Raw genomic sequence first — 19,442 nt, forward strand, 5'->3', positions numbered from 1 at the left:
CAAAAGGTTTACAATATGTATAGTTCAAATATATGGCATCCATGTACGCAAATGAAAGACTTTGAGAAATCACCGCCTTTGAATGTTTATAAAACAGAAGGTAGATATATCTATACCAAAGATGGCAAAAAGCTCTTTGATGTAACTTCTAGCTGGTGGTGTAAATCTCTTGGGCATAGACATCCATACATAATAGCTAAGCTTAAAACACAACTAGACAAATATGAGCATACGATATTTGCAAATACTACAAATGATGAAATAGACAAATTTAGTCAAAGAATCTGTAATTTGACAGGTATGGACAAAACTTTATACGCAAGTGATGGATCTTGTGCTATAGAAATAGCTCTAAAAATGACGACACACCTTAGAAGCTTTCAGAATCAAACTAAAAAGTCTAAGTTTGTTTGTCTTGAAAACTCATATCATGGCGAGACTTTAGCAACTATGAGTGTTAGTGATTGTGGTTTATATTCTGATCCGTATAAATCATTATTATTTGATAGTTTTAAACTAAGAGATATTCCTTATGTTACTGGTAAGAATGATCCGCTATGGTCAAATTCTGAATCTTACTGGAATAAATCTCAACAATATCTTGAGCAACATAAAGAATTTATTAATGCTTTAATAATTGAGCCAATCTGTCAAGGTGCTGGAGGGATGTTGATTTATAGCAAAGATTATTTAAATAGACTTTGTAAGTGGTGTAAAGAAAATGATATTTATATTATTTTTGATGAGATAATGACTGGAGTTGGGCGACTGGGTAAACTTTTTGCTTATGAATATCTAGATATTAAGCCTGATTTTTTGTGTGTATCAAAGGGGTTAACTTCTGGGATTATACCTTTTAGTATTGTTTTGACAAAAAATCAGTACTATGAGATGTTTTATGATGATGAGTTAACTAGAGCATTCTTACATTCACATACTCATAGTGGTAATGTTTTAGGAGCTGTAGTAGCAAATGCAGCATTGGATATATTTGAAAAAGAAAATATACTTAACAATGTTAAAGATCTAGAAAAACAATTTAGTGAATCTTTTCTTGAACTACAAGATCAATTACCCATTATAAAAAATATTAGAGGTATTGGAGGTGTTATAGCAGCAGATTTAAATATTGATAAAAAAAGAGCCGGCTTAGATGTTTATCGAGAAGCTATAAAATTAGGCGCATTACTAAGACCTTTAGGAAATACTATCTATTGGCTACCACCACTAAATAGTACACATCAAGAGATTGAGTTATTAAAAAAAGTTACAAAACAGTCTATACTAAATGCGTTTAGTTAAACTACTTTTTACGATTGTTAAAGTATTCTCTATCTGCAATATATATAGTTTTAGTTGCTTCAGCATAAATATTATTATCAGTATCTTCATAGCAGACTGGTAAGCTAATTACAGATTTATTTTTGGTTATAACATCTTGTTTTATTTTATTGATAATTTCTTGGGAGAGTAGAAATCTTGCATAAACATGATGCGTAATTGGCCTAAGATAATCAATATTTGCTGATAAATCCCAAACTACATAATCATCGCCAAGAATATTACATAACTGTAATGGATAGATTGGATCTAGTGATGAGTATATAGCTCCACCAAAACCAGTACCATGATAGTTTTTAGTATTCTCTGTTAGATTAAATTTTAGATGTACTTCAAGAAAGTCATTTGATACAAAAACTATCTCACCACCAGTTGCTACAAAAGCTGGGAGTTCATTAAACCTTTTAATAAGCTCTTCTGATTTTTCACCAGGTTTTTTATCTGTTTTAAAAATTGGAGTCATAAATCTTAATATATTTTTACCTTTGATTGATAAATTTAATTACCTTATCTAAAGCTATTTTAGGATTCTCAAATGGAGCGATGCCAAGCATACCCATAAAACCATGGAACATCTCATCATCATAATGTGTTTCAACTAAAGTTCCTTGTTGTTTGAGTTTTTTCTCATAAGCATAGATACTATCTATTAGAATATCATGAGTGGCTGCTATAATTAATGTATCTGGTTGATTAGTTGCTTGATAAAATAGCGGTGAAACTCTCGACAGTTTAAGTTTTTTAGGTTCTGATAAGATTTCATCTCCTATATAAGCTTTAAGAAACATTTCACACCAATCCATAGTTAAATGATATTTATATTCATCAAATTTTTTATTACTATCATATTTAGTATACATATCAACAGCAGGGTAGACCAAAATTTGTGCTTTTGGTATATTTTTTTGACGTTCATGACAGACTATAGTCACTAGATTGCCTCCAGCACTATCACCCATTACAAAGATATTTTCAGCTGAAATATTAAATTTATTGATATTTTGATATAACCAATCATAAGCATACAAAGCATGATCAACTGCTGCTGGATATTTTTGTTCAGGAGCTAGACCATATTCTAGCGAGAAGATATTTAAATTACCTTGATCGCATAGATACCTACAGACATGATCATAAGTATTTATCGAACCTAAACACCATCCTCCACCATGGACAAAAAATAGCGCTTTATCAGAGAGTTTTTTAGGCTGATAATGCCTTAGTATTGTATTATTTTCTAGTTTAATATCTTCTTCAATAATATCAGGACGTGGTAAACGTTTAATCTGTTCTACTGAAAGATTAGTAAAAATCTCACGTTGCTGTGTTAAATCAAGCTTTTTGATTCTTCTTATTTCAGGAGTGTCTAATAACGCTTCTAATGACGGATGGTATGGCATAATATTTCCTTATTAAATTTTGTGTACTCTTATAATATCAATATCTAATTTTTCTAACTTTCGTGAAAGCTCTCTTGTGGCTCTATCTAGTATTGCTAAGTTACTATTTTTTGCTAAACCAAGAACTGATGGTTTGCGTGAGTGACCAACCAATACTTTTAATTCTAATCTTCTTTTTATGTCGATGATATTCTCTAATAAGTAACTAGCTGTATCTGCTTTTTTACCAAAACCGAATCCAACATCAAAATAAATATTTTGTTGTGCTACGCCGTGTTTTAGGAGAATTTGTTTTTTCTGCTCAATATAATCACAAACATTATCTATAGCATTTTCTTTATCTAAATATTGATTTCTATCTGTAATACCTAAGTTATGAGTTATAACGTATTTTTTGCTATATTTAGCTATAAGCTGAGCTTTTTGCTCAATATTATTACATTCAACATCATTTATCATCCAGATAATATCATGATGCTTAGCTAGAATCTGTTGCATCACCTCTAGTTTACGTGTGTCAATACTGACTAATGGTTTATAAATCAAATTTGGAAGTTGTAATTTAAAATATTCAAGAAATTCATCTAATTTATCAAATTCTTCATTAATCGTTATAGGTTTAGCATCAGGCTTAGTTGATTCAGCACCGATATCAATAATTTCAGCACCGCTTTGTATTAGTTCATCAAGGTTTAATTTACGTTGATTATCATCAAAATTACCATCTGAAAAAGATTGATTTGACAAATTAACTATACCCATACGCATTGTATTTGCAAGAGTTTGTTTAAGTTTTACTATTTCGCCTAGTTCTTTTAATCTTATATTAAGATCCCATTCGACATATTTAGGGTGGTGCCAACCTTTCGATAATTCTAATAAAGGAGCCAAAGCAAAACTACGATTAATTAGTTCTTTATGAGGAATAATAAGTTTATCTGTTTCTAAAATAAGGTCTTCAGCAGCAAGTATATCCAAATCAATTACTCGAGGTGACCATATAGGAGCATTTAGATCTCTACCTATTTTTATTTCTATATCTTTTAAGACTACTAAAAGTTCATCGGGCTTTAGTGAAGAATTAATCTTAACAGCTGTATTTAAAAATCTGATATCCCATTCTTTTGGAGAATCTTCTTTAAGGACAGCTTCACTACTGTATAAGCTTGCTTTTCTGATGATTCTTATATTTTGTTGCGATTCTAGGGCAGTTATCGCAAGATGAATATTTTCGATAGTAAAACCACTATTTGTTCCAATTCCTATAATATATTGCACACTAGTCCCTAATTATAAAACAAGCTGACCCTATTTGAGAAACTGGGGGCTTTTTGGTAAGTTTCAAGAATTTGATAGTTATATCTTCAAAGTTTTTTTGAATAAATAGATAAATTTGTTTTGCTAAATACTCTATAAGATTACAGCTGATACTATCACAAAATTGCTGGATATTATTTCTTAGAGTGTAATAACAAATAGTTTCTTCAAGATTATCAGAGTTACTCGCGTTATAGTTTTGACTAAATTCTAGCTCTAGATCAAGAGTTACCATTTGTTTATAGGCTCTTTCTTCTTCTGAGCAACCTAGACTTACATATATTTCTATATCATTTAAAAATAAAGATTGTTTCATTTTGTCAGATAAATTTACAGGTAAATTTTTATATTTAAGATATTATATCAGCAAATACTAAGATAATTAATTGCTATAAAAAATGAAACAGTTTAGCAAGTTTTTGGAAAATATTAAAAAATATGGCAAAAATAACTATATCTTCTTTGAAAAGAAAAAATATGACTATGTTGAAATTCTGCAAAAATCATATAGTTTAGCGAGATTTTTGGAATCTTGTGGTGAAAGGAAAATATACTCAAATCTCAAAAATTCACCTTTATCAGTGAGTCTTTATATAGCTAGTTGGATAGCTGATATAGATATTTTTGTGCCGATCAATCCAAGATTAGTTGATAATGAGCTAGCAGCGATAATAGAAGGTGATAGTTTATTTATCACAGATAAAATATCTAACCTTGAAGTAAATAAGGTATATATAGAAAATCCGACATCATTTTTTGAGAGTCTTGAATATACGCAAGATTATACAATTTATGCTAAATCTCTGACAGCGCATGTAAGCTCTGGAACAACAGGATTTTATCAAAAGCATCTTCATGATATTAATCAAATAATCAATTATGCTAATGATAGAATCACTGATTTAGGTCTTAAACAAGAGGATCATCTGTTAGTAGCATTATCGATAAATCATGCTTTTGCTTTTTCTTATCAAATCTTACCAGCATTAGCTATGGGATTAGATATAACAATTATCCTTGAATTTGATGCGAGATTAGTAGCAGAGATTATTAACCAAAATAATGTAACCGCTTTAGCATTATTACCGACAATGTATTATTTTCTGTTAGAACAAAATATTAAGAATAACAATAATCTACGCTATCTAAGTGTTGCTGGTGATGTAGTCAGCGAAAGTTTAGCAGATCAAGTTAAAAGTAAGTTTGATATACCATTACTAAATGGTTTAGGTATGACCGAGATTTTTGGATATGGTCAAAATGTATCTGCTAAGACAGTTAATAAAGTTAAAATCTTTGCAGATACTCAAGTAAAAATAGTTAAATTTGAAGATAGTGACTATGGTAAAATTTTCATTAAAAATAATATGCTACCTTTAAATATCCAAACCGAGTGGCTAGAAACAGGAGATATAGGTAGTTTTGATGCTCAAAGCTATGAGCTTAGTTTTTATGGACGTTATAAAGATATAATTATAAAAGGCGGCTCAAATATATCTCCAATTGAGTTAGAAGCGGCAATTTTGAAAATACCAAATATTAATAATTGTATCGTTACTTCTAAAAAAGATAAAATATGGGGAGAAACTGTTTGGGCATATTTGGTAGCATCACAGCAGTACTCTTTAGAGTTTATAAACAACCAGTTAAGTAGTTATATAGCTGAATACAAAAAATTAGATGGAATTATTTATATTGATGAAATTCCAACCACTACAACTGGCAAAACTGATAGAAAAAAACTAAAAGAAATGATTAATCATGAGTAATATCCAATTACCACAATTTGCAATTCTTGAAGATACTCTAACGAATAACCAAAGTTACTATTTCTATAATCCGATTACAGAGATTATAGCTAATGATAAAGAATCACTTGAGTTAGCTTTTGGGCAATTGGAAGAGCTTCAGCAGCAAGGTTTATATCTAGTTGGATATTTAAGTTATGAAGCCAGTTATTACCTTAACAATAACCTTCATGATTTATGCGATCATGATAATACTAAATTACTTCATTTTGTCGCTTTTAGTGATTACTTAAATGAAATCCCAAAGAATATAATTTCAGATAAAAATATAGATCTGATGATAGATAGTCTTAACTTTGCAGATTATCAAAAAAGCTTTAATGAAGTTCAACAAGCACTTATCGATGGTGAAAGCTATCAGATTAATTTAACTAAAAATATCTTAGCTAATACAAGACTTACTAGCTATGAGTTGTATAGCAAGCTCAAACAACAACAATCAGTTAAATATGCTGTATATTTACCATTTTTAAATCCAGATATAATATCAATTTCGCCTGAACTTTTCTTTAAAAAAGAAGCTAGTAATTTACTTGTCAAACCAATGAAGGGTACAGCAAAGCTGACGGGTAATGATTTAGAAGATCAAAAGATATACCAAGAATTATCATCATGTGATAAAAATAGGGCAGAGAACTTAATAATTGTCGATCTTTTGCGTAATGATTTATCTGCTATTGCAAAAACTCATACTGTTAGAGTAGATAAGCTTTTCTCAATAGAGAAATACAAAAACTTATTACAAATGACTTCGCAAATTTCAGCAAAAGTAGATAAACAAATATCTTTTAGAAAGATTCTAGATGGCTTGTTTCCATGTGGTTCGATTACAGGAGCACCTAAAAAACGAACTATGGAACTAATCAAGCAAATAGAAAAAGATAAAAGGGGAGTTTATACCGGAAGCATTGGCTATATTATGCCAAATAATGATATGTGTTTTAATGTTGCTATTCGAACTATTCAAAAATATCATGATAACTTAAAAATTGGTGTCGGTGGTGGTATTACTGTTTATTCAGATGTACAGTCAGAATGGCAAGAAATGAATACCAAGATAAACTTTATACGCCAAATTTATCAGCCTGATTTTTGCTTAATTGAGAGCATTTATTACCATAATCAGTTTAGAGATCTAAAGTTACATTTAGAGAGGCTTAGAAATTCTGCTAGGCAGTTATTTTTTGATATTGATATTTGCAAGATTAGAGATCAACTATATGACTATGTAGAGCAATTAACTGATGATAAAGAGTATAAAATTCGTTTGGAATACCACTATGATAAGTCTATAAATATCGAGCATACTGAAATTAATACTACAAACCAACAAGCTATTAAACTAAAAATTTGCCCTGAGAAAATAAATTCAGCGAATAAATTATTTCAGCATAAAACTACACATAGCTCGACACGAGGCTTTTATACTCAAATGCATCACAAGTATATTAAAGAAAAAAATTGTGAGCTTATCTATCTAAATGAAAAAGATAATATTACTGAAACTAGGTTTCATAATATAGTTATTGAGAAAAATGATAAACTTTACACGCCAAAACTAGAAGATGGTGTTTTAGCAGGGATTGCCCGAAAATCCTTAATTTCTCAAGGCAAACTGCAATCCAAAAGCCTAAATTTAGATGATCTAAAAACCGCTGATAAAATATATCTTATCAATAGTGTTAGAGGCTTAATACCAGCGTATTTGGAGATTTAAGATGGTTTTATATATTGATCATTATGATTCTTTTAGTAATACAATTGTTGATTATATAACTTATCTTGGCTATCAAGTATCAATGGTAAAAACTGATGAGCAAATTGATAATATTGAGCAATATTCGCATATTGTTATTGGACCAGGACCAGGTCATCCAGGTGAGCTCAAAAATATATACCCAGTTATTGAGTACTGTCAGCAAAATAATTTACCTTTGTTAGGAATATGCTTAGGACATCAGCTTATTGCTCAATATTATGGAGCAAAAATCATAAAAGCTAAACAAATATATCATGGCAAACTCTCCAAGATTAAACAACTTCAATCATCTGTATTATACAAAGATCATCCAGTAAAATTTGCTGTAACACGTTACCATTCTTTAATTGTTAATGATATTAAAGAGCCTTTGTTTACTTTAGCTACAACCGATAATTCTGAAATTATGGCTTTTGTTCATCAGAGTTCTAATATTTTTGGTATTCAATATCATCCAGAAGCATATTTGACTGAATATGGTTTATTAACGTTAAAGAATTTTTTAGCTCTTTGATTATATTTTTTGAGGTTTTATATAAAAGCTTAAAATATTAGCAATAATCAGCAATCCAAAAAATAATCCATAAGCTATTTTGTAACTCAAAAAAGTAGCAAAACCATAACCTACTAAAGTTTTTTGAATATAGGCAGCTAGTGGATTAATAATACTATTTAAGACATATTCAACCAAAAATAATAGTGATAATATACTGACAAGATAACTTTGCTTACGTTTATTTGCAGTATCGAAAACTATACCTGTAAAACCAAAACCAATACCAAAAAATAATGCTGCTAAACTAAGTATATAAATGTTAGTGATGTTGGTATAAAAGATCATAATAACTGAAATATTTGCTAATAATGTAAAAATAAAGATATGACTTCCTTTGAGCAATTGAGTAGCAATAATTAACCCAACAACGATTGAAGCAATACCAAAAGCAAGTGACGCGATGCTATTACCTATTAAACCGGCTTGTTGGCTAGTTAACTTAGTGTTTAATAAGATAGTATTTCCCCAATAGCCAATAGTATTAAAAAATACACAAGTAAAAAGACTGGCATAAAGTATCGTGAAGATTATTTGTCTATCTTTGAAAATATCCTTCACGCCAGCAAAATAATCACTAAGTGATTTGATATCATCGCTTCTAGGAATCCTACCATATTTAAATCTACTAATAGAGTAGAGTATTAATATAGCAAGCATAATACTTGCTAATGTCAAAACTATATAAGTATAGTTGTATTGCTTAACAGCATAGTTTAGTGGCGCACCTGAAATAGAAACTGCTAACGAGCCAAAAAAATAAATAAAACCTGTCGCAATTGCAAATAGACGCTTACTAAGAATAATACTTGTCAATCTATAGGCACTCATCATAGCAAAAGCTGTACCGACAGCTATAATAAATCGTGAAGAAAGTAGAGTCGCTGAATTAATAGGAAACGCAAAAATTATAGTTCCAACTAGAACTACTGTCATCGCGGTCATTACAGGGATATCAATACCATATCTATCGACTATAATTCCAACAGGTATCTTCATAATTAGCATTGCGATGCTGTATATTGATATAGCAAAAGCAATGTCAATACTAGAAAATCCATATTGATTTATCAAAGGTATAGAAAATATGCTGAAAGTGAAGTATTTATCATGCGAGTATACATATAAAATGCTACTGCACTTAACCATATTAAGATTAGGAAGATTTTTTTGGACAATGTTTTGAACCTATATTAAAACGGTATAGGATATTTTCTTCTAACTTTTTCGATATCTGCTAATACTTCAGCTGACAACTCAAGATTTATAGCATCAATATTAGTCTTTAATTGCTCCATAGTTGTTGCACCAATTATGCTAGAACTCATATAAGCCTTTCTAATAGTAAAAGCTATAGCCATCTGACAAACATCTAAGTTATGTTTCTCAGCGATTTCTAGATATTCTTTAACAGCTAAGTCAACAGTAGCATTTTGTCTAGTTGCAAATCGAGCTTTCTGCTCAGGTGATCCCATGACTTCATCAGACATTCTACTTCCCGCTGGGATATTACCATCTAAATACTTACCGCTTAAAATTCCCATTTGTAGTGGTGACCATGCTAGATAAGAGATATATCTTCAAGTGCACAAGTTTCCATCACATCAGTTTCATCTCTTCTTCTAAGTAGGTTATATTCATTCTGTAAACTAACTATTCTTGGTAGATTATGTTTTTCGGCTAAGTTAATAAATTGATTTATACCCCAAGCAGAATCATTTGATAATCCTATATGTCTAATTTTCCCAGCTTTAATAAGTTCATCACATGCTTGTAGTGTTTCAAGGATATTATTTTGTATTTGTTGTTTAGCTGTCGCACCTTGAGCTGGTTCAAATGACCACCAATCTGCAAAATGATAGTTTGGTCTATTCACAGTCCAGTGAAATTGATATAAATCGATATAGTCTGTCTGTAGTCTTCTAAGACTATTATCAACAGCTAAAATAATATTTTCACGATTTATCTGAGGATTTTCCTCATTTCTAGCCCAAGGAATAGGGGAGAATTTCGTAGCTAGTATAACATCCTGTCTTTTTTGTCTTGAGCTAAACCAGTTGCCAATAATCTCTTCTGTCTTACCATAAGTATCAGGTGTAGGTGGAACTGCGTACAGCTCGGCAGTATCCCAAAAATTAACTCCTTGAGAAAGAGCATAATCCATTTGTTCAAAACCTTGATCTTGAGTATTTTGGCGTCCCCAAGTCATCGTACCGAGACAAATTCTACTAATATCAATATTTGTTTTACCTAGTTTAGTATATTTCATATTTATCTTTATTTTTTTAAATTTGTGAGAATTATAGCAAATAATAGCTAAGATTTGAGTTGAATTTATACTTTCTAAAAAGGAACTGGATATTTTCTTCTAACTTTTTCGATATCTGCTAAAACCTCATCAGATAGGTTTAGATTAATCGCATCAATATTAGTTTTTAATTGTTGCATTGATGTTGCTCCAATTATACTACAACTCATATAGGCTTTTCTAATTGTGAAAGCTATAGCCATCTGACAAATATCAAGATTATGTTTTTCGGCAACTTTGATATACTCAGTGACAGCATCATCATTGGTCACAAATCTAAAAGCATAACGATCTTCTTGTCCGTCTAGAATTTCAGCAGACATTCTAGTACCAGCAGGGCGAGCACCATTACGATATTTACCTGTTAGCACTCCTTGCTCAAGCGGAGACCATGCTAGATATGATATCTCTTCAAGGGCACAAGTTTCCATTACATCAGTTTCATCTCTACGGCGATTAAGATTATATTCATGCTGAATACTCGCTAGACGTGGCAGATTATGTTTTTCTGCAAGTTTAATAAACTGATTTATCCCCCAAGCTGAGTCATTTGATAGTCCAATATGTCTAATTTTCCCTGCTTTAATAAGCTCATCACAAGTAATTAGAATTTCATGGATATTATCAACTATACGTTGTTTATTCTGTTGACCTGCTAGAGGTTCAAAATCCCACCAATTACCAAAATGATAGTGAGGTCTATTTGTCGGCCAATGAAATTGATATAAATCGATATAATCAGTTTGTAGACGTTTTAGACTATTATTTACAGCATCGATAATATTTGTCTTATCTGTGATAGGGTTTTCTTCATTTCTTGCCCATGGCATTGGTGAGAACTTGGTTGCTAAAATAACTTCATTACGTTTTTGTCTTGTTTTAAACCAGTTACCGATTATTTCTTCGGTTTTACCATAAGTTTTAGCAGTAGGGGGAATAGCATACATCTCAGCAGTATCCCAAAAATTAACTCCTTGAGAAAGAGCATAATCCATCTGCTCAAAGCCTTCATCTTGAGTATTTTGGCGACCCCAAGTCATCGTACCAAGACAAATTCTACTAATATCAATTCCAGTTTTACCTAATTTAGTATATTTCATAATTACTTCTAAAAAATTAATATAATGAGATTATAGCAAATAACTTAATTTTACAGTTAAAATTATAGCGAATACTTAAATATTACAGTTAAGATTATTAATTTTATGATTAGATATTTATTGATTTAATTGCTAAATTTTGGCTGTATTTAAGATCTTCATTTGGAAAGCATCATAGTTTTTACGTGCTTGGTGTAGCTTTGTTATATCTAGTTTTTCAACAACAACATCCTCTTTATTGAAGTTTCCTTTACTCAGATGATTTAGTACAAAAGCTTTATTTTGTGGTGATGTAAAAAGAATTTGACTAACACCATCAATACCTTGAGTATTTTGCTTATCAAAACCAGAAGCCATACCTACAACAACCCCATAAGCAAAGTTTTGGATTGATAGCATTTTCATCGCTGTATGGACTCTATTTAGACCATATAAATCATTAGTATATGATGGTACTATAATAATGTCTGGCTTTATTTTTGCAAGCTCTAAAGATATATTTGGGAATTCACTAGTATAGCAGATTAAGATAGCTATCTTAACTCCGTTATAATTTAATAATAAAATATCCTTACCGAATTTAGTATAACCAACATTTCTCTCTTCAGGAGTTAGATAAATTTTGTTATTTTCTATTAATTGACCATTAGGTAGACCTACCAAAATAGTATTAGAGATTTTACCATTATCATTTTTAGCAATAGTTCCACCTATAACAATCATTTTATATTCTTTAGCTAAATTAACTACTAAGTTTTTAGTTTGACTATAATATTCACTAAGTTTGATGATACTTTGCTTATTCCAAGGTAGATCATCAATTAGATTAACTGAATTATCTTCAGGAAAAACTATAATTTCAGCATCCTGATCTTTAGCTTGCTTGGCTAATCTTCTCATATCACTAGCAAACTCGTCAAATGTTTGTTGTTTAATAAGCATTTGAGCAGCAGCGATATTAATTGTTTGAGCATAACAACTACTATAAGTAAACAAAATAATATTAAAGGCTTTATATTTTTAAACATCTGATAATCCTGGCTTATTCATAATTTAGATATACTTAGAAGATAAACTCTATTAATATAAAAAATAATCTTGAAAAAATTATTTAGTTTGGGACTTAATACTCAAATATTCTGATTTTGTTTGATAAACTCTTGAGCCATTTTTCATCAACTTAAGAAATGCTTTTACATCTTTGTCTTCTACAGCTTTATCCATAGAGGATTGAGCATCTTTGATCGATTGCCACTCAATAATATCAACCCATTGATTAGGATTATTTGTATTTTGAGTCAAAGTTCTTTTTATAAAGCCATTTGATGCTTGTAGATCTTGAGTTACTTTATCTGACGCTTGCAATACATCTTGAGCAGTAGTATTTTTGGTAGTTTCAAAAGAGACTATTTCTAAGATAGGTTGTGAGTGGTTTTTCTCTGTTGCACTTGAAGTATTTAAAAATATAAATAAAAACCCAATTGCTATACTAAAAATAACTATAATTTTCAAAAAAATACCTTTAAAAAACATAACTTTCCTTTAACGTTAGTTAAATGATTTTTAATATTATATATCTTTGATAGGATTTATAACAGCTATTTTTAGATAAAATTGTATTAGCTAGCACTAGCATTATAATAGATACAACTAACAATCTCACAATTAAAATGATTATAGATAAATTTTTACAATCCCCAGATACTCATGAATTATATTTTGGGTTATATAGAAGTTATAAGCATTTGGAAGTATTTTAATATTTGGCATAAACTTTGATGAAGCTATACTGATAGTATTTATAGCAAATTTATCAAAAATAATTTTTGCTCTTTTATAATGAATTCCACCAGTAACTAAACAGTAAGTATTTTTATCATCAACTAACATTTTCTTAATAAATTCAGCATTTTGATAAGTGTTTTTAGAATTCTTCTCGAGAATAATTTTTGATTTTGGTATACCTAGTTTATATAGCACATCAGCATAGATTTCAGCTTCTGATGATTTTTCACCGAAAGGTGCTCCGCCACTTATAATAATTTGCTGTGGATATTGGTGATATACTTCAGCAGTCTTAAGTATACGATCATATGCACTTAAAGTAGGTTGTAATTCACCAAAAGCTTGATTAATGCCAGCGCCTAAGAGAATAATCCCTTTAGTGTTTGCACAAGCTTTAATATCTGTAGATTCTGATTTGAGTGGTATTGCTAAAATACTTCCTAAGATTCCATTACCTATAAGATAATAAATAATCGTTATAGCCACAATAAAATATCTCAAATATCCTTTTGAGAGTATACAAGCAATAACCAAAGCAATTAAAAATAAACATCCAATATCTAATAAATCACTCATCTTAATCTTAATATCATTTCTATTTAGCAAAACTACCACCAAGCATTTCAGTATATGTTTCAGAGCTTTGATTATTTACTCCTCTAAATGAAACACAAGTATGTTTAGCCTTAATCTTCACACTAACATCTTCTGTCGCTAAGATAAATTTTAAGGTCTCAAATATTTGAGCTGTCATTCGCTCCTGAATTTGTGGGCGTCTTGCAAAGAAGTTGCAAATACTGTTTATTCGGCAAAGTCCTATAATATTATTATTGTTAGGAATAAAAGAAACTTCAGCAGTGCCTTCAAAAGGGACAAAATGGTGCTCACAAAATGACATAATAGTTATATCTTTTTGAGTTAGAATACCGGTATAGTTAAACTCATTTTCATACAAAGCACAGGCCGGAAAATTAGCATAATCAAGACCATTGAATATTTCTTGGGAAAACATTCTTGCTACTCTAAAAGGTGTTTTTTCAAACTCATGTGTATGTAGACCAAGAGCATCTAAGATTTGTCGATATGCTTTGGCTATTATGGCTATTTTATTATCACTATCAGAATTAAATTCTCTGGGTTGCTCTAGACCTAGTTTGATGAGATGTTGCTGGACACTTTTACCTAATTTAGAGCAGTATTTGTCTTTCATATTTTATTAGATATAAATTTAATTAAGTGGACTTTGAATATTATATTATTTAATAATTCATCTTTATAGAGTAAATACAAGTTATTAATGTTAATATAGCTAAGTTAAAAAATACCGGAAATAAAAATATTCATGCAATTCTCAGATTTAGGTTTAAACCCCTTAATATGTAGCGCTTTAGAAAAAAAAGGCTATACAAAACCAACTCCAATTCAAGCAAAAGCAATACCATTAGTTCTAAAAGGTAGTGATGTCATGGCATCAGCTCAAACAGGTACAGGCAAGACAGCGGGCTTTACATTACCAATTATCCAAAGACTTCTTGATCAACCAAAAGCTCAAGCAAATCGAATCAAAACTTTGATTTTAACTCCCACAAGAGAGTTAGCAGCACAAATACAAGAACAAATTCAAATATATGCCGCAAATACACATATCCGTTCAGCAGTAGTTTTTGGTGGAGTGAGTATTAATCCTCAAATGATGAAATTACGTAAAGGTGTTGAGATTTTGATAGCTACTCCTGGGAGATTACTAGACTTATATAGTCAAAATGCTCTTAAATTCGATAGTTTAAATACCTTTGTTTTAGATGAAGCAGACAGAATGTTAGATATGGGTTTCATTAATGATTTAAAAAGAATCCATAAGCTTTTACCGAAAAAGTTACAAACACTAATGTTCTCAGCTACATTTTCACTAGAGATAAAAAATCTTGCTAATGATTTTCTTGATAATCCTCAGTCAGTATCAGCTGATGTTGTAAATACAACAGTTAAAAAGATTACTCAGAAAATTTATACGTTAGATAAATCAAATAAAATTAATGCTTTGATTTCATTAATAAAAGATCAAGATCTACATCAAGTTTTGGTTTTTTCACGTACAAAGCATGGTGCTAATAAGATATCAGAGAAACTAAATAATGCTGGTATTACAAGTAGCGCAATTCATGGGAATAAAAGCCAAACAGCTAGAACAAAGGCATTAGCAGATTTTAAATCCAAGGAAATAAACGTTTTAGTTGCTACAGATATAGCAGCTCGTGGAATTGATATTGCCCAACTTCCTTGTGTGATAAATCTTGATCTACCAAATGTTGCTGAAGATTATGTCCATAGAATAGGTAGAACTGGCAGAGCAGGGCAAGATGGTCTAGCTATTTCTTTAGTAAGTGCAGATGAAGTTGAATCACTATCAAATATAGAACATTTAATTGGGCATCTTTTACCAAGAGAAGAGTTAGAAGGTTTTGAGGCTACTCATAATGTTCCTATTACAAGCATGTCACGCAAAACTAAGGCTAAAAAAATTGATGAAGTTAAAATAATAGCTGCAAAGAGAGCAAATAAAAATAATAAAAACACTAATCAAAAGAAAAGCTCAAATCATAATATAGATTTTGCTAAAAAAATCAGACAAAAAATTCATCAGAATAAAAGTGTTAGAAAGCCAAAGGCTCAAGATTAATTATTTTTAGGTAAAACTGTAGCTTCCTCGTGCATTCCGTGAGTAACTTCTGATACAAAATGTACTCTTGTACTCTCTATGATAGCATTTAGCCATCCACGAGCCACCCACATAATAGCAGCAATCACAGCGACAAAAATACCTATAGTTAAAAATACATGTCCATAGACTGCAAGGCCTTCAACTTTTGTAAAAACAGTACCTGCTGCTGGGGCTGTCAAAGCACCTACATAACCACCAATTGGGCCAGCTACCATTGTAGTAAGTAACCACATACCTTGTGCAAGACCACTCATATTTCTTGGGAATAGCTCAGCAACCATAGATAAACCTAGTGCTGAGATTAGTAATTCTCCAGTAGATTGGAAGAAATAACTAGCAACTAACCACCAACCAGATACAATACCGTCAGTTGTGGTAAATTGTGGAAAGTATAGTACTAAAAATGCTAATGCACATAAAGTCATACCAAAACAGAATTTTGTCACATGAGTTCCAGGTATTTTTTTATATACAACCGATAGAATTGGTGACATTAATACTATTACTAGAGGGTTAAGTACCTGCCATTGTTCACCGTGTACATTCATGCCTAAAAAGTTAGGATCGACATTATTAACTGCAAAGAAATTAAGAGAAGTAGGCATTTGTTGATATAATACAAAGAAGATAATCCCCTGTACAATTAATATTAAAGCTACTAGCATCCTTTTTCTTTCATGCTCAGCCTGTTTGAACATTTGTATAAAGAAGTATATTAGTGCTAATATCGCGATTACAACAACTATGCTAGTACATAAAGTAGTGTTTTCAAGTATATTACCTATTATAAAGATCGCTATACAGGCTCCTAAAAGTACCACAAAAACCTTAAACCAAGACATCTTTTGTCTACCAGCTTCTGTTGAGATTCTTTTAATTTTCGGATAGAAAATAGTGTAGCTAATTAATCCTAGAAACATCCCAATAGCTGAACATAAGAAAGCATGAAGATAACCATATTTAGCGGCTACTATAGGGGTAAGAAGCATAGATACAAAAGAGCCAATATTAATCGCCATATAATATAGTGTCATAGCGCCATCTAAAGCAGGATCACCTTTTTCAAATAACTTTGAAATTAAAGAAGTAGGGTTAGCTTTAAATAAGCCTCCACCGATAGCAACTCCAGCTAGTGAGTACATAACAACCGTCTTTTCTGTACTATCTACATGCTCAGCAATAAATGTACTTAAGCTAAGTGATATATATGATAAAAATAAAATTCCCGCACCAATAAATATTGTACGCTTTGCACCAAGGTAGCTATCGCCAATCCAGCCACCAATTAATGGGCCTCCATATAATAATGCTGAAAAAGAACCAAAGATCAACATTGCTTCGGCATCACTGAAACCTAACTTTCTAGCAAAGTAAATAGCTAGTATAGCTTGTAAACCATAATAGCCAAATCTTTCCCATAACTCTAATGTCCATAACACCCAAAAAGGGGTAATATTATTTTTATTTTTTGAATGATTTATATCACTTATATTCACAATTATTCTCCTATTTTGAATAAAATAAAAAACCTTTAAAAAAAGATCAAAAATTCATCATAGAGCATTTAAAACTTAAAAACAATTAGAAATAAACAGCAAATAATATATTTTTAACAACTAGAAATTAATTATTCATCTTATAATCACAGCGGTACCATAGCAAAAAACTTCAGTACCACTAGTATTACCCCCAAGACTGCTTGAGTCATAGCGAATCGCAACTATTGCATTAGCACCTAGCTCTTGAGCTTGATTTATCATCTCTTGCTCAGCATGTAATCTAGCTTCTTTACAGACATTTGTATAGGAAGTATTTTTGCCACCGATAATATTTTTTAAGCCTCCTAAGATACCTTGTGTGATGGTAGGAGTTCGCACAATTATTCCCGTGACTAGACCTTTGTATTCCATAATTTCTCTTTTACCAAGAGTATCGGCTGTGGTTAATATCATAGAATATTCCTTAAACTAAAGTCACAAGCTCTTCTGAGCTAGTAGGGTGGATAGCTATAGTATCATCAAAGTCGCGTTTAGTAGCCCCCATATTGATAGCGACTGCAAATCCTTGCAACATCTCATCAACATTTATACCAATCATATGACATCCGACAATTTTTTCGTCTTTGCCTGTTACAACTAGTTTCATAACTGTTGGCATTCTATGTCCTGAAATAGCACAATATAGAGCTGTGAAGCGAGATTTGTATACTTTTACATTTTCATCGCCATATTTATCTCTGGCTTCTTTTTCAGTTAATCCTACAGTACCAATAGCAGGGTGGGAGAAGATTACTGTTGGAACATACTCTAGATTAGCTTTTAGATTAGTTTCGCCATTAAATAGTCTACGAGCTAGATATCTACCAGTTTTGATAGCTACAGGTGTAAGCTGTGGCACGCCTGAAGCATCACCTAAAGAGTACACTCCTTTAACATTTGTTTCAGACCACTCATTAGCAGGAATTATGCCTTTATCAGTAATTTTTATATCAGTGTTTTCTATACCTAAATTATGAGTATTTGGCGTGCGACCAGTTGCCCATATTAGAGTATCAACTTCCTCTAAAACCTTACCTATATCAGTAGTAATTTTGAGAGTACTACCAGCTTTTTCAACTTTAATTATATTTGTATTGTTTATGATATTTAGGTTTGTCATTTGCATACATTCAACCAAAGCATCACTAATACAATTATCAAACTCCATTAACGGTTTATCTCTACGTACCATAATAGTTGTATCAGTACCGTGAGCATTTAGAACTCCAGCGATCTCAACACCTATATAGCCACCACCAACGATTACAGCTTTTTTTGGAGTTTCTTCTAGCTCAAAAAACTCATCAGACGTGATACCTAGCTCAGCACCTTCGATATTTTTTGGCACAATAGGGTACGCACCTGGAGAAATAAAGATATGATCTGCTGTCAGCTCTGTACCATCATCTAGAATTATAGTCTTATTATCTTTAAATTTACCCCAATTATTAAAATGAGTAATATTCCATTTATCTAATAGTCTGTCATAGAAACCATGAATATTACCTATGTATGTAGCTCTTTTTTCTTTAAGCTTTGCCCAGTTGAAACCTTTAACTTCAACATCAAAACCATATCCTGCGACATCATGCTTTAGTGCTTCAGCTAGATTAGCTCCATACCACATAGCTTTTTTAGGTACACAACCTCTATTTACACATGTACCACCAAGTTCACGTTTTTCAATAATAGCAACTTTTTTACCAAACTTAGCAGCCTGTACAGCAGAAGCTATACCACCAGAGCCACCACCTAAACTTATTACATCAAAATGATTATTACTCATTATATTTCCTTACTATTTAATTTTA

Annotated in this window: 16 protein-coding genes and 3 pseudogenes; 5 read left to right on the forward strand and 14 right to left on the reverse strand. The window is 31.1% G+C overall.

All coding sequences use genetic code 11. The annotated features are described in order from the left end of the window. The first annotated feature begins 15 nt into the window (after nucleotides 1-15). Nucleotides 16-1,302 carry an adenosylmethionine--8-amino-7-oxononanoate transaminase gene (gene bioA / locus FSC454_RS05265; RefSeq protein ID WP_066046925.1) on the forward strand — a complete coding sequence of 429 codons (1,287 nt, stop codon included), beginning with the start codon at nucleotides 16-18 and terminating at the stop codon, nucleotides 1,300-1,302. Nucleotide 1,303: 1 nt separating this feature from the next. On the opposite strand, the gene FSC454_RS05270 is transcribed toward bioA, so the two are convergent. From FSC454_RS05270 to FSC454_RS05285, 4 genes are read right to left on the reverse strand one after another with little or no spacing between them, the layout of a single operon-like run. Then, entirely contained in the window at nucleotides 1,304-1,804 is a 501-nt protein-coding gene (locus tag FSC454_RS05270; RefSeq protein WP_066046923.1) for a PaaI family thioesterase, read from the reverse strand. A gap of 16 nt (nucleotides 1,805-1,820) precedes the next feature. Then, the gene (bioJ, locus tag FSC454_RS05275; protein WP_066046921.1) at nucleotides 1,821-2,741 is read right to left on the reverse strand and encodes a pimeloyl-ACP methyl ester esterase BioJ; all 921 of its coding nucleotides are present in this window, start codon (nucleotides 2,739-2,741) and stop codon (nucleotides 1,821-1,823) included. Between the two features lie 12 nt (nucleotides 2,742-2,753). Beyond that, nucleotides 2,754-4,019, reverse strand: a complete 1,266-nt coding sequence (gene folP, locus FSC454_RS05280; protein ID WP_066046919.1) for a dihydropteroate synthase — start codon at nucleotides 4,017-4,019, stop codon at nucleotides 2,754-2,756. A 1-nt stretch (nucleotide 4,020) separates the two neighbouring features. Next, on the reverse strand, nucleotides 4,021-4,374 hold the full coding sequence (locus tag FSC454_RS05285) for a dihydroneopterin aldolase (protein ID WP_066046918.1): 354 nt from the start codon (nucleotides 4,372-4,374) through the stop codon (nucleotides 4,021-4,023). An 82-nt stretch (nucleotides 4,375-4,456) separates the two neighbouring features. Here FSC454_RS05285 and FSC454_RS05290 point away from each other — a divergent pair, with 82 nt between their 5' ends. The 3 genes from FSC454_RS05290 to FSC454_RS05300 are packed head-to-tail and all read left to right on the forward strand — an operon-like array spanning nucleotide 4,457 to nucleotide 8,139. Continuing rightward, entirely contained in the window at nucleotides 4,457-5,827 is a 1,371-nt protein-coding gene (locus FSC454_RS05290) for a class I adenylate-forming enzyme family protein (protein ID WP_066046916.1), read from the forward strand. Beyond that, entirely contained in the window at nucleotides 5,820-7,583 is a 1,764-nt protein-coding gene (locus FSC454_RS05295; protein ID WP_066046914.1) for a chorismate-binding protein, read from the forward strand. Before FSC454_RS05290 ends, FSC454_RS05295 begins: the two co-directional genes overlap by 8 nt. Before the next feature lies 1 nt (nucleotide 7,584). Next, entirely contained in the window at nucleotides 7,585-8,139 is a 555-nt protein-coding gene (locus FSC454_RS05300; protein ID WP_014548263.1) for an anthranilate synthase component II, read from the forward strand. Here the strand turns inward: FSC454_RS05300 and FSC454_RS05305 are convergent. The 7 genes and pseudogenes from FSC454_RS05305 to folE all read right to left on the reverse strand — a co-directional run bounded on the left by FSC454_RS05305 (nucleotide 8,140) and on the right by folE (nucleotide 14,581). After that, nucleotides 8,140-9,302, reverse strand: a pseudogene (locus FSC454_RS05305) (MFS transporter). Nucleotides 9,303-9,371: 69 nt separating this feature from the next. Continuing rightward, nucleotides 9,372-10,447 (reverse strand): annotated as a pseudogene (locus tag FSC454_RS05310) (aldo/keto reductase). Nucleotides 10,448-10,521: 74 nt separating this feature from the next. After that, nucleotides 10,522-11,586 carry an aldo/keto reductase gene (locus tag FSC454_RS05315; RefSeq protein WP_066046912.1) on the reverse strand — a complete coding sequence of 355 codons (1,065 nt, stop codon included), beginning with the start codon at nucleotides 11,584-11,586 and terminating at the stop codon, nucleotides 10,522-10,524. Nucleotides 11,587-11,695: 109 nt separating this feature from the next. Then, nucleotides 11,696-12,614 (reverse strand): annotated as a pseudogene (locus FSC454_RS05320) (nitrilase-related carbon-nitrogen hydrolase). 79 nt (nucleotides 12,615-12,693) lie between these two features. Further along, nucleotides 12,694-13,119 carry an antibiotic biosynthesis monooxygenase gene (locus tag FSC454_RS05325; protein ID WP_066046908.1) on the reverse strand — a complete coding sequence of 142 codons (426 nt, stop codon included), beginning with the start codon at nucleotides 13,117-13,119 and terminating at the stop codon, nucleotides 12,694-12,696. Between the two features lie 141 nt (nucleotides 13,120-13,260). Next, nucleotides 13,261-13,947 (reverse strand): YdcF family protein, encoded by a 687-nt coding sequence (locus FSC454_RS05330; RefSeq protein ID WP_066046937.1) that lies wholly within the window; start codon nucleotides 13,945-13,947, stop codon nucleotides 13,261-13,263. A 19-nt stretch (nucleotides 13,948-13,966) separates the two neighbouring features. Further along, nucleotides 13,967-14,581, reverse strand: coding sequence for a GTP cyclohydrolase I FolE (gene folE, locus FSC454_RS05335; RefSeq protein ID WP_066046906.1), 615 nt, complete (start codon nucleotides 14,579-14,581; stop codon nucleotides 13,967-13,969). Nucleotides 14,582-14,713: 132 nt separating this feature from the next. On the opposite strand from folE, the gene FSC454_RS05340 reads away from it, so the two are divergent. After that, the gene (locus FSC454_RS05340) at nucleotides 14,714-16,051 is read left to right on the forward strand and encodes a DEAD/DEAH box helicase (RefSeq protein WP_066046904.1); all 1,338 of its coding nucleotides are present in this window, start codon (nucleotides 14,714-14,716) and stop codon (nucleotides 16,049-16,051) included. On the opposite strand, the gene dptA is transcribed toward FSC454_RS05340, so the two are convergent. The 3 genes from dptA to gorA all read right to left on the reverse strand — a co-directional run bounded on the left by dptA (nucleotide 16,048) and on the right by gorA (nucleotide 19,417). Further along, nucleotides 16,048-17,589, reverse strand: a complete 1,542-nt coding sequence (dptA, locus tag FSC454_RS05345; protein ID WP_066046902.1) for a dipeptide and tripeptide permease A — start codon at nucleotides 17,587-17,589, stop codon at nucleotides 16,048-16,050. The genes FSC454_RS05340 and dptA overlap by 4 nt on opposite strands. 135 nt (nucleotides 17,590-17,724) lie before the next feature. After that, a complete protein-coding gene (locus tag FSC454_RS05350) occupies nucleotides 17,725-18,045 on the reverse strand; it encodes a YbjQ family protein (RefSeq protein WP_066046900.1) in 321 nt (106 codons plus the stop codon). Between the two features lie 10 nt (nucleotides 18,046-18,055). Then, nucleotides 18,056-19,417 (reverse strand): glutathione-disulfide reductase, encoded by a 1,362-nt coding sequence (gorA, locus tag FSC454_RS05355; RefSeq protein ID WP_066046898.1) that lies wholly within the window; start codon nucleotides 19,415-19,417, stop codon nucleotides 18,056-18,058. Nucleotides 19,418-19,442: the final 25 nt, after the last annotated feature.

The sequence above is a fragment of the Francisella hispaniensis FSC454 genome (assembly GCF_001885235.1).
Classification (GTDB): domain Bacteria; phylum Pseudomonadota; class Gammaproteobacteria; order Francisellales; family Francisellaceae; genus Francisella; species Francisella hispaniensis.

Coding starts and splice junctions, on each gene's coding strand:
- bioA (WP_066046925.1), top strand. CDS start 16: ATGTATAGTTCAAATATATGGCATCCATGTACGCAAATGAAAGACTTT.
- FSC454_RS05270 (WP_066046923.1), bottom strand. CDS start 1,804: ATGACTCCAATTTTTAAAACAGATAAAAAACCTGGTGAAAAATCAGAA.
- bioJ (WP_066046921.1), bottom strand. CDS start 2,741: ATGCCATACCATCCGTCATTAGAAGCGTTATTAGACACTCCTGAAATA.
- FSC454_RS05285 (WP_066046918.1), bottom strand. CDS start 4,374: ATGAAACAATCTTTATTTTTAAATGATATAGAAATATATGTAAGTCTA.
- FSC454_RS05290 (WP_066046916.1), top strand. CDS start 4,457: ATGAAACAGTTTAGCAAGTTTTTGGAAAATATTAAAAAATATGGCAAA.
- FSC454_RS05295 (WP_066046914.1), top strand. CDS start 5,820: ATGAGTAATATCCAATTACCACAATTTGCAATTCTTGAAGATACTCTA.
- FSC454_RS05300 (WP_014548263.1), top strand. CDS start 7,585: ATGGTTTTATATATTGATCATTATGATTCTTTTAGTAATACAATTGTT.
- FSC454_RS05315 (WP_066046912.1), bottom strand. CDS start 11,586: ATGAAATATACTAAATTAGGTAAAACTGGAATTGATATTAGTAGAATT.
- FSC454_RS05325 (WP_066046908.1), bottom strand. CDS start 13,119: ATGTTTTTTAAAGGTATTTTTTTGAAAATTATAGTTATTTTTAGTATA.
- FSC454_RS05330 (WP_066046937.1), bottom strand. CDS start 13,947: ATGAGTGATTTATTAGATATTGGATGTTTATTTTTAATTGCTTTGGTT.
- folE (WP_066046906.1), bottom strand. CDS start 14,581: ATGAAAGACAAATACTGCTCTAAATTAGGTAAAAGTGTCCAGCAACAT.
- FSC454_RS05340 (WP_066046904.1), top strand. CDS start 14,714: ATGCAATTCTCAGATTTAGGTTTAAACCCCTTAATATGTAGCGCTTTA.
- FSC454_RS05350 (WP_066046900.1), bottom strand. CDS start 18,045: ATGATATTAACCACAGCCGATACTCTTGGTAAAAGAGAAATTATGGAA.
- gorA (WP_066046898.1), bottom strand. CDS start 19,417: ATGAGTAATAATCATTTTGATGTAATAAGTTTAGGTGGTGGCTCTGGT.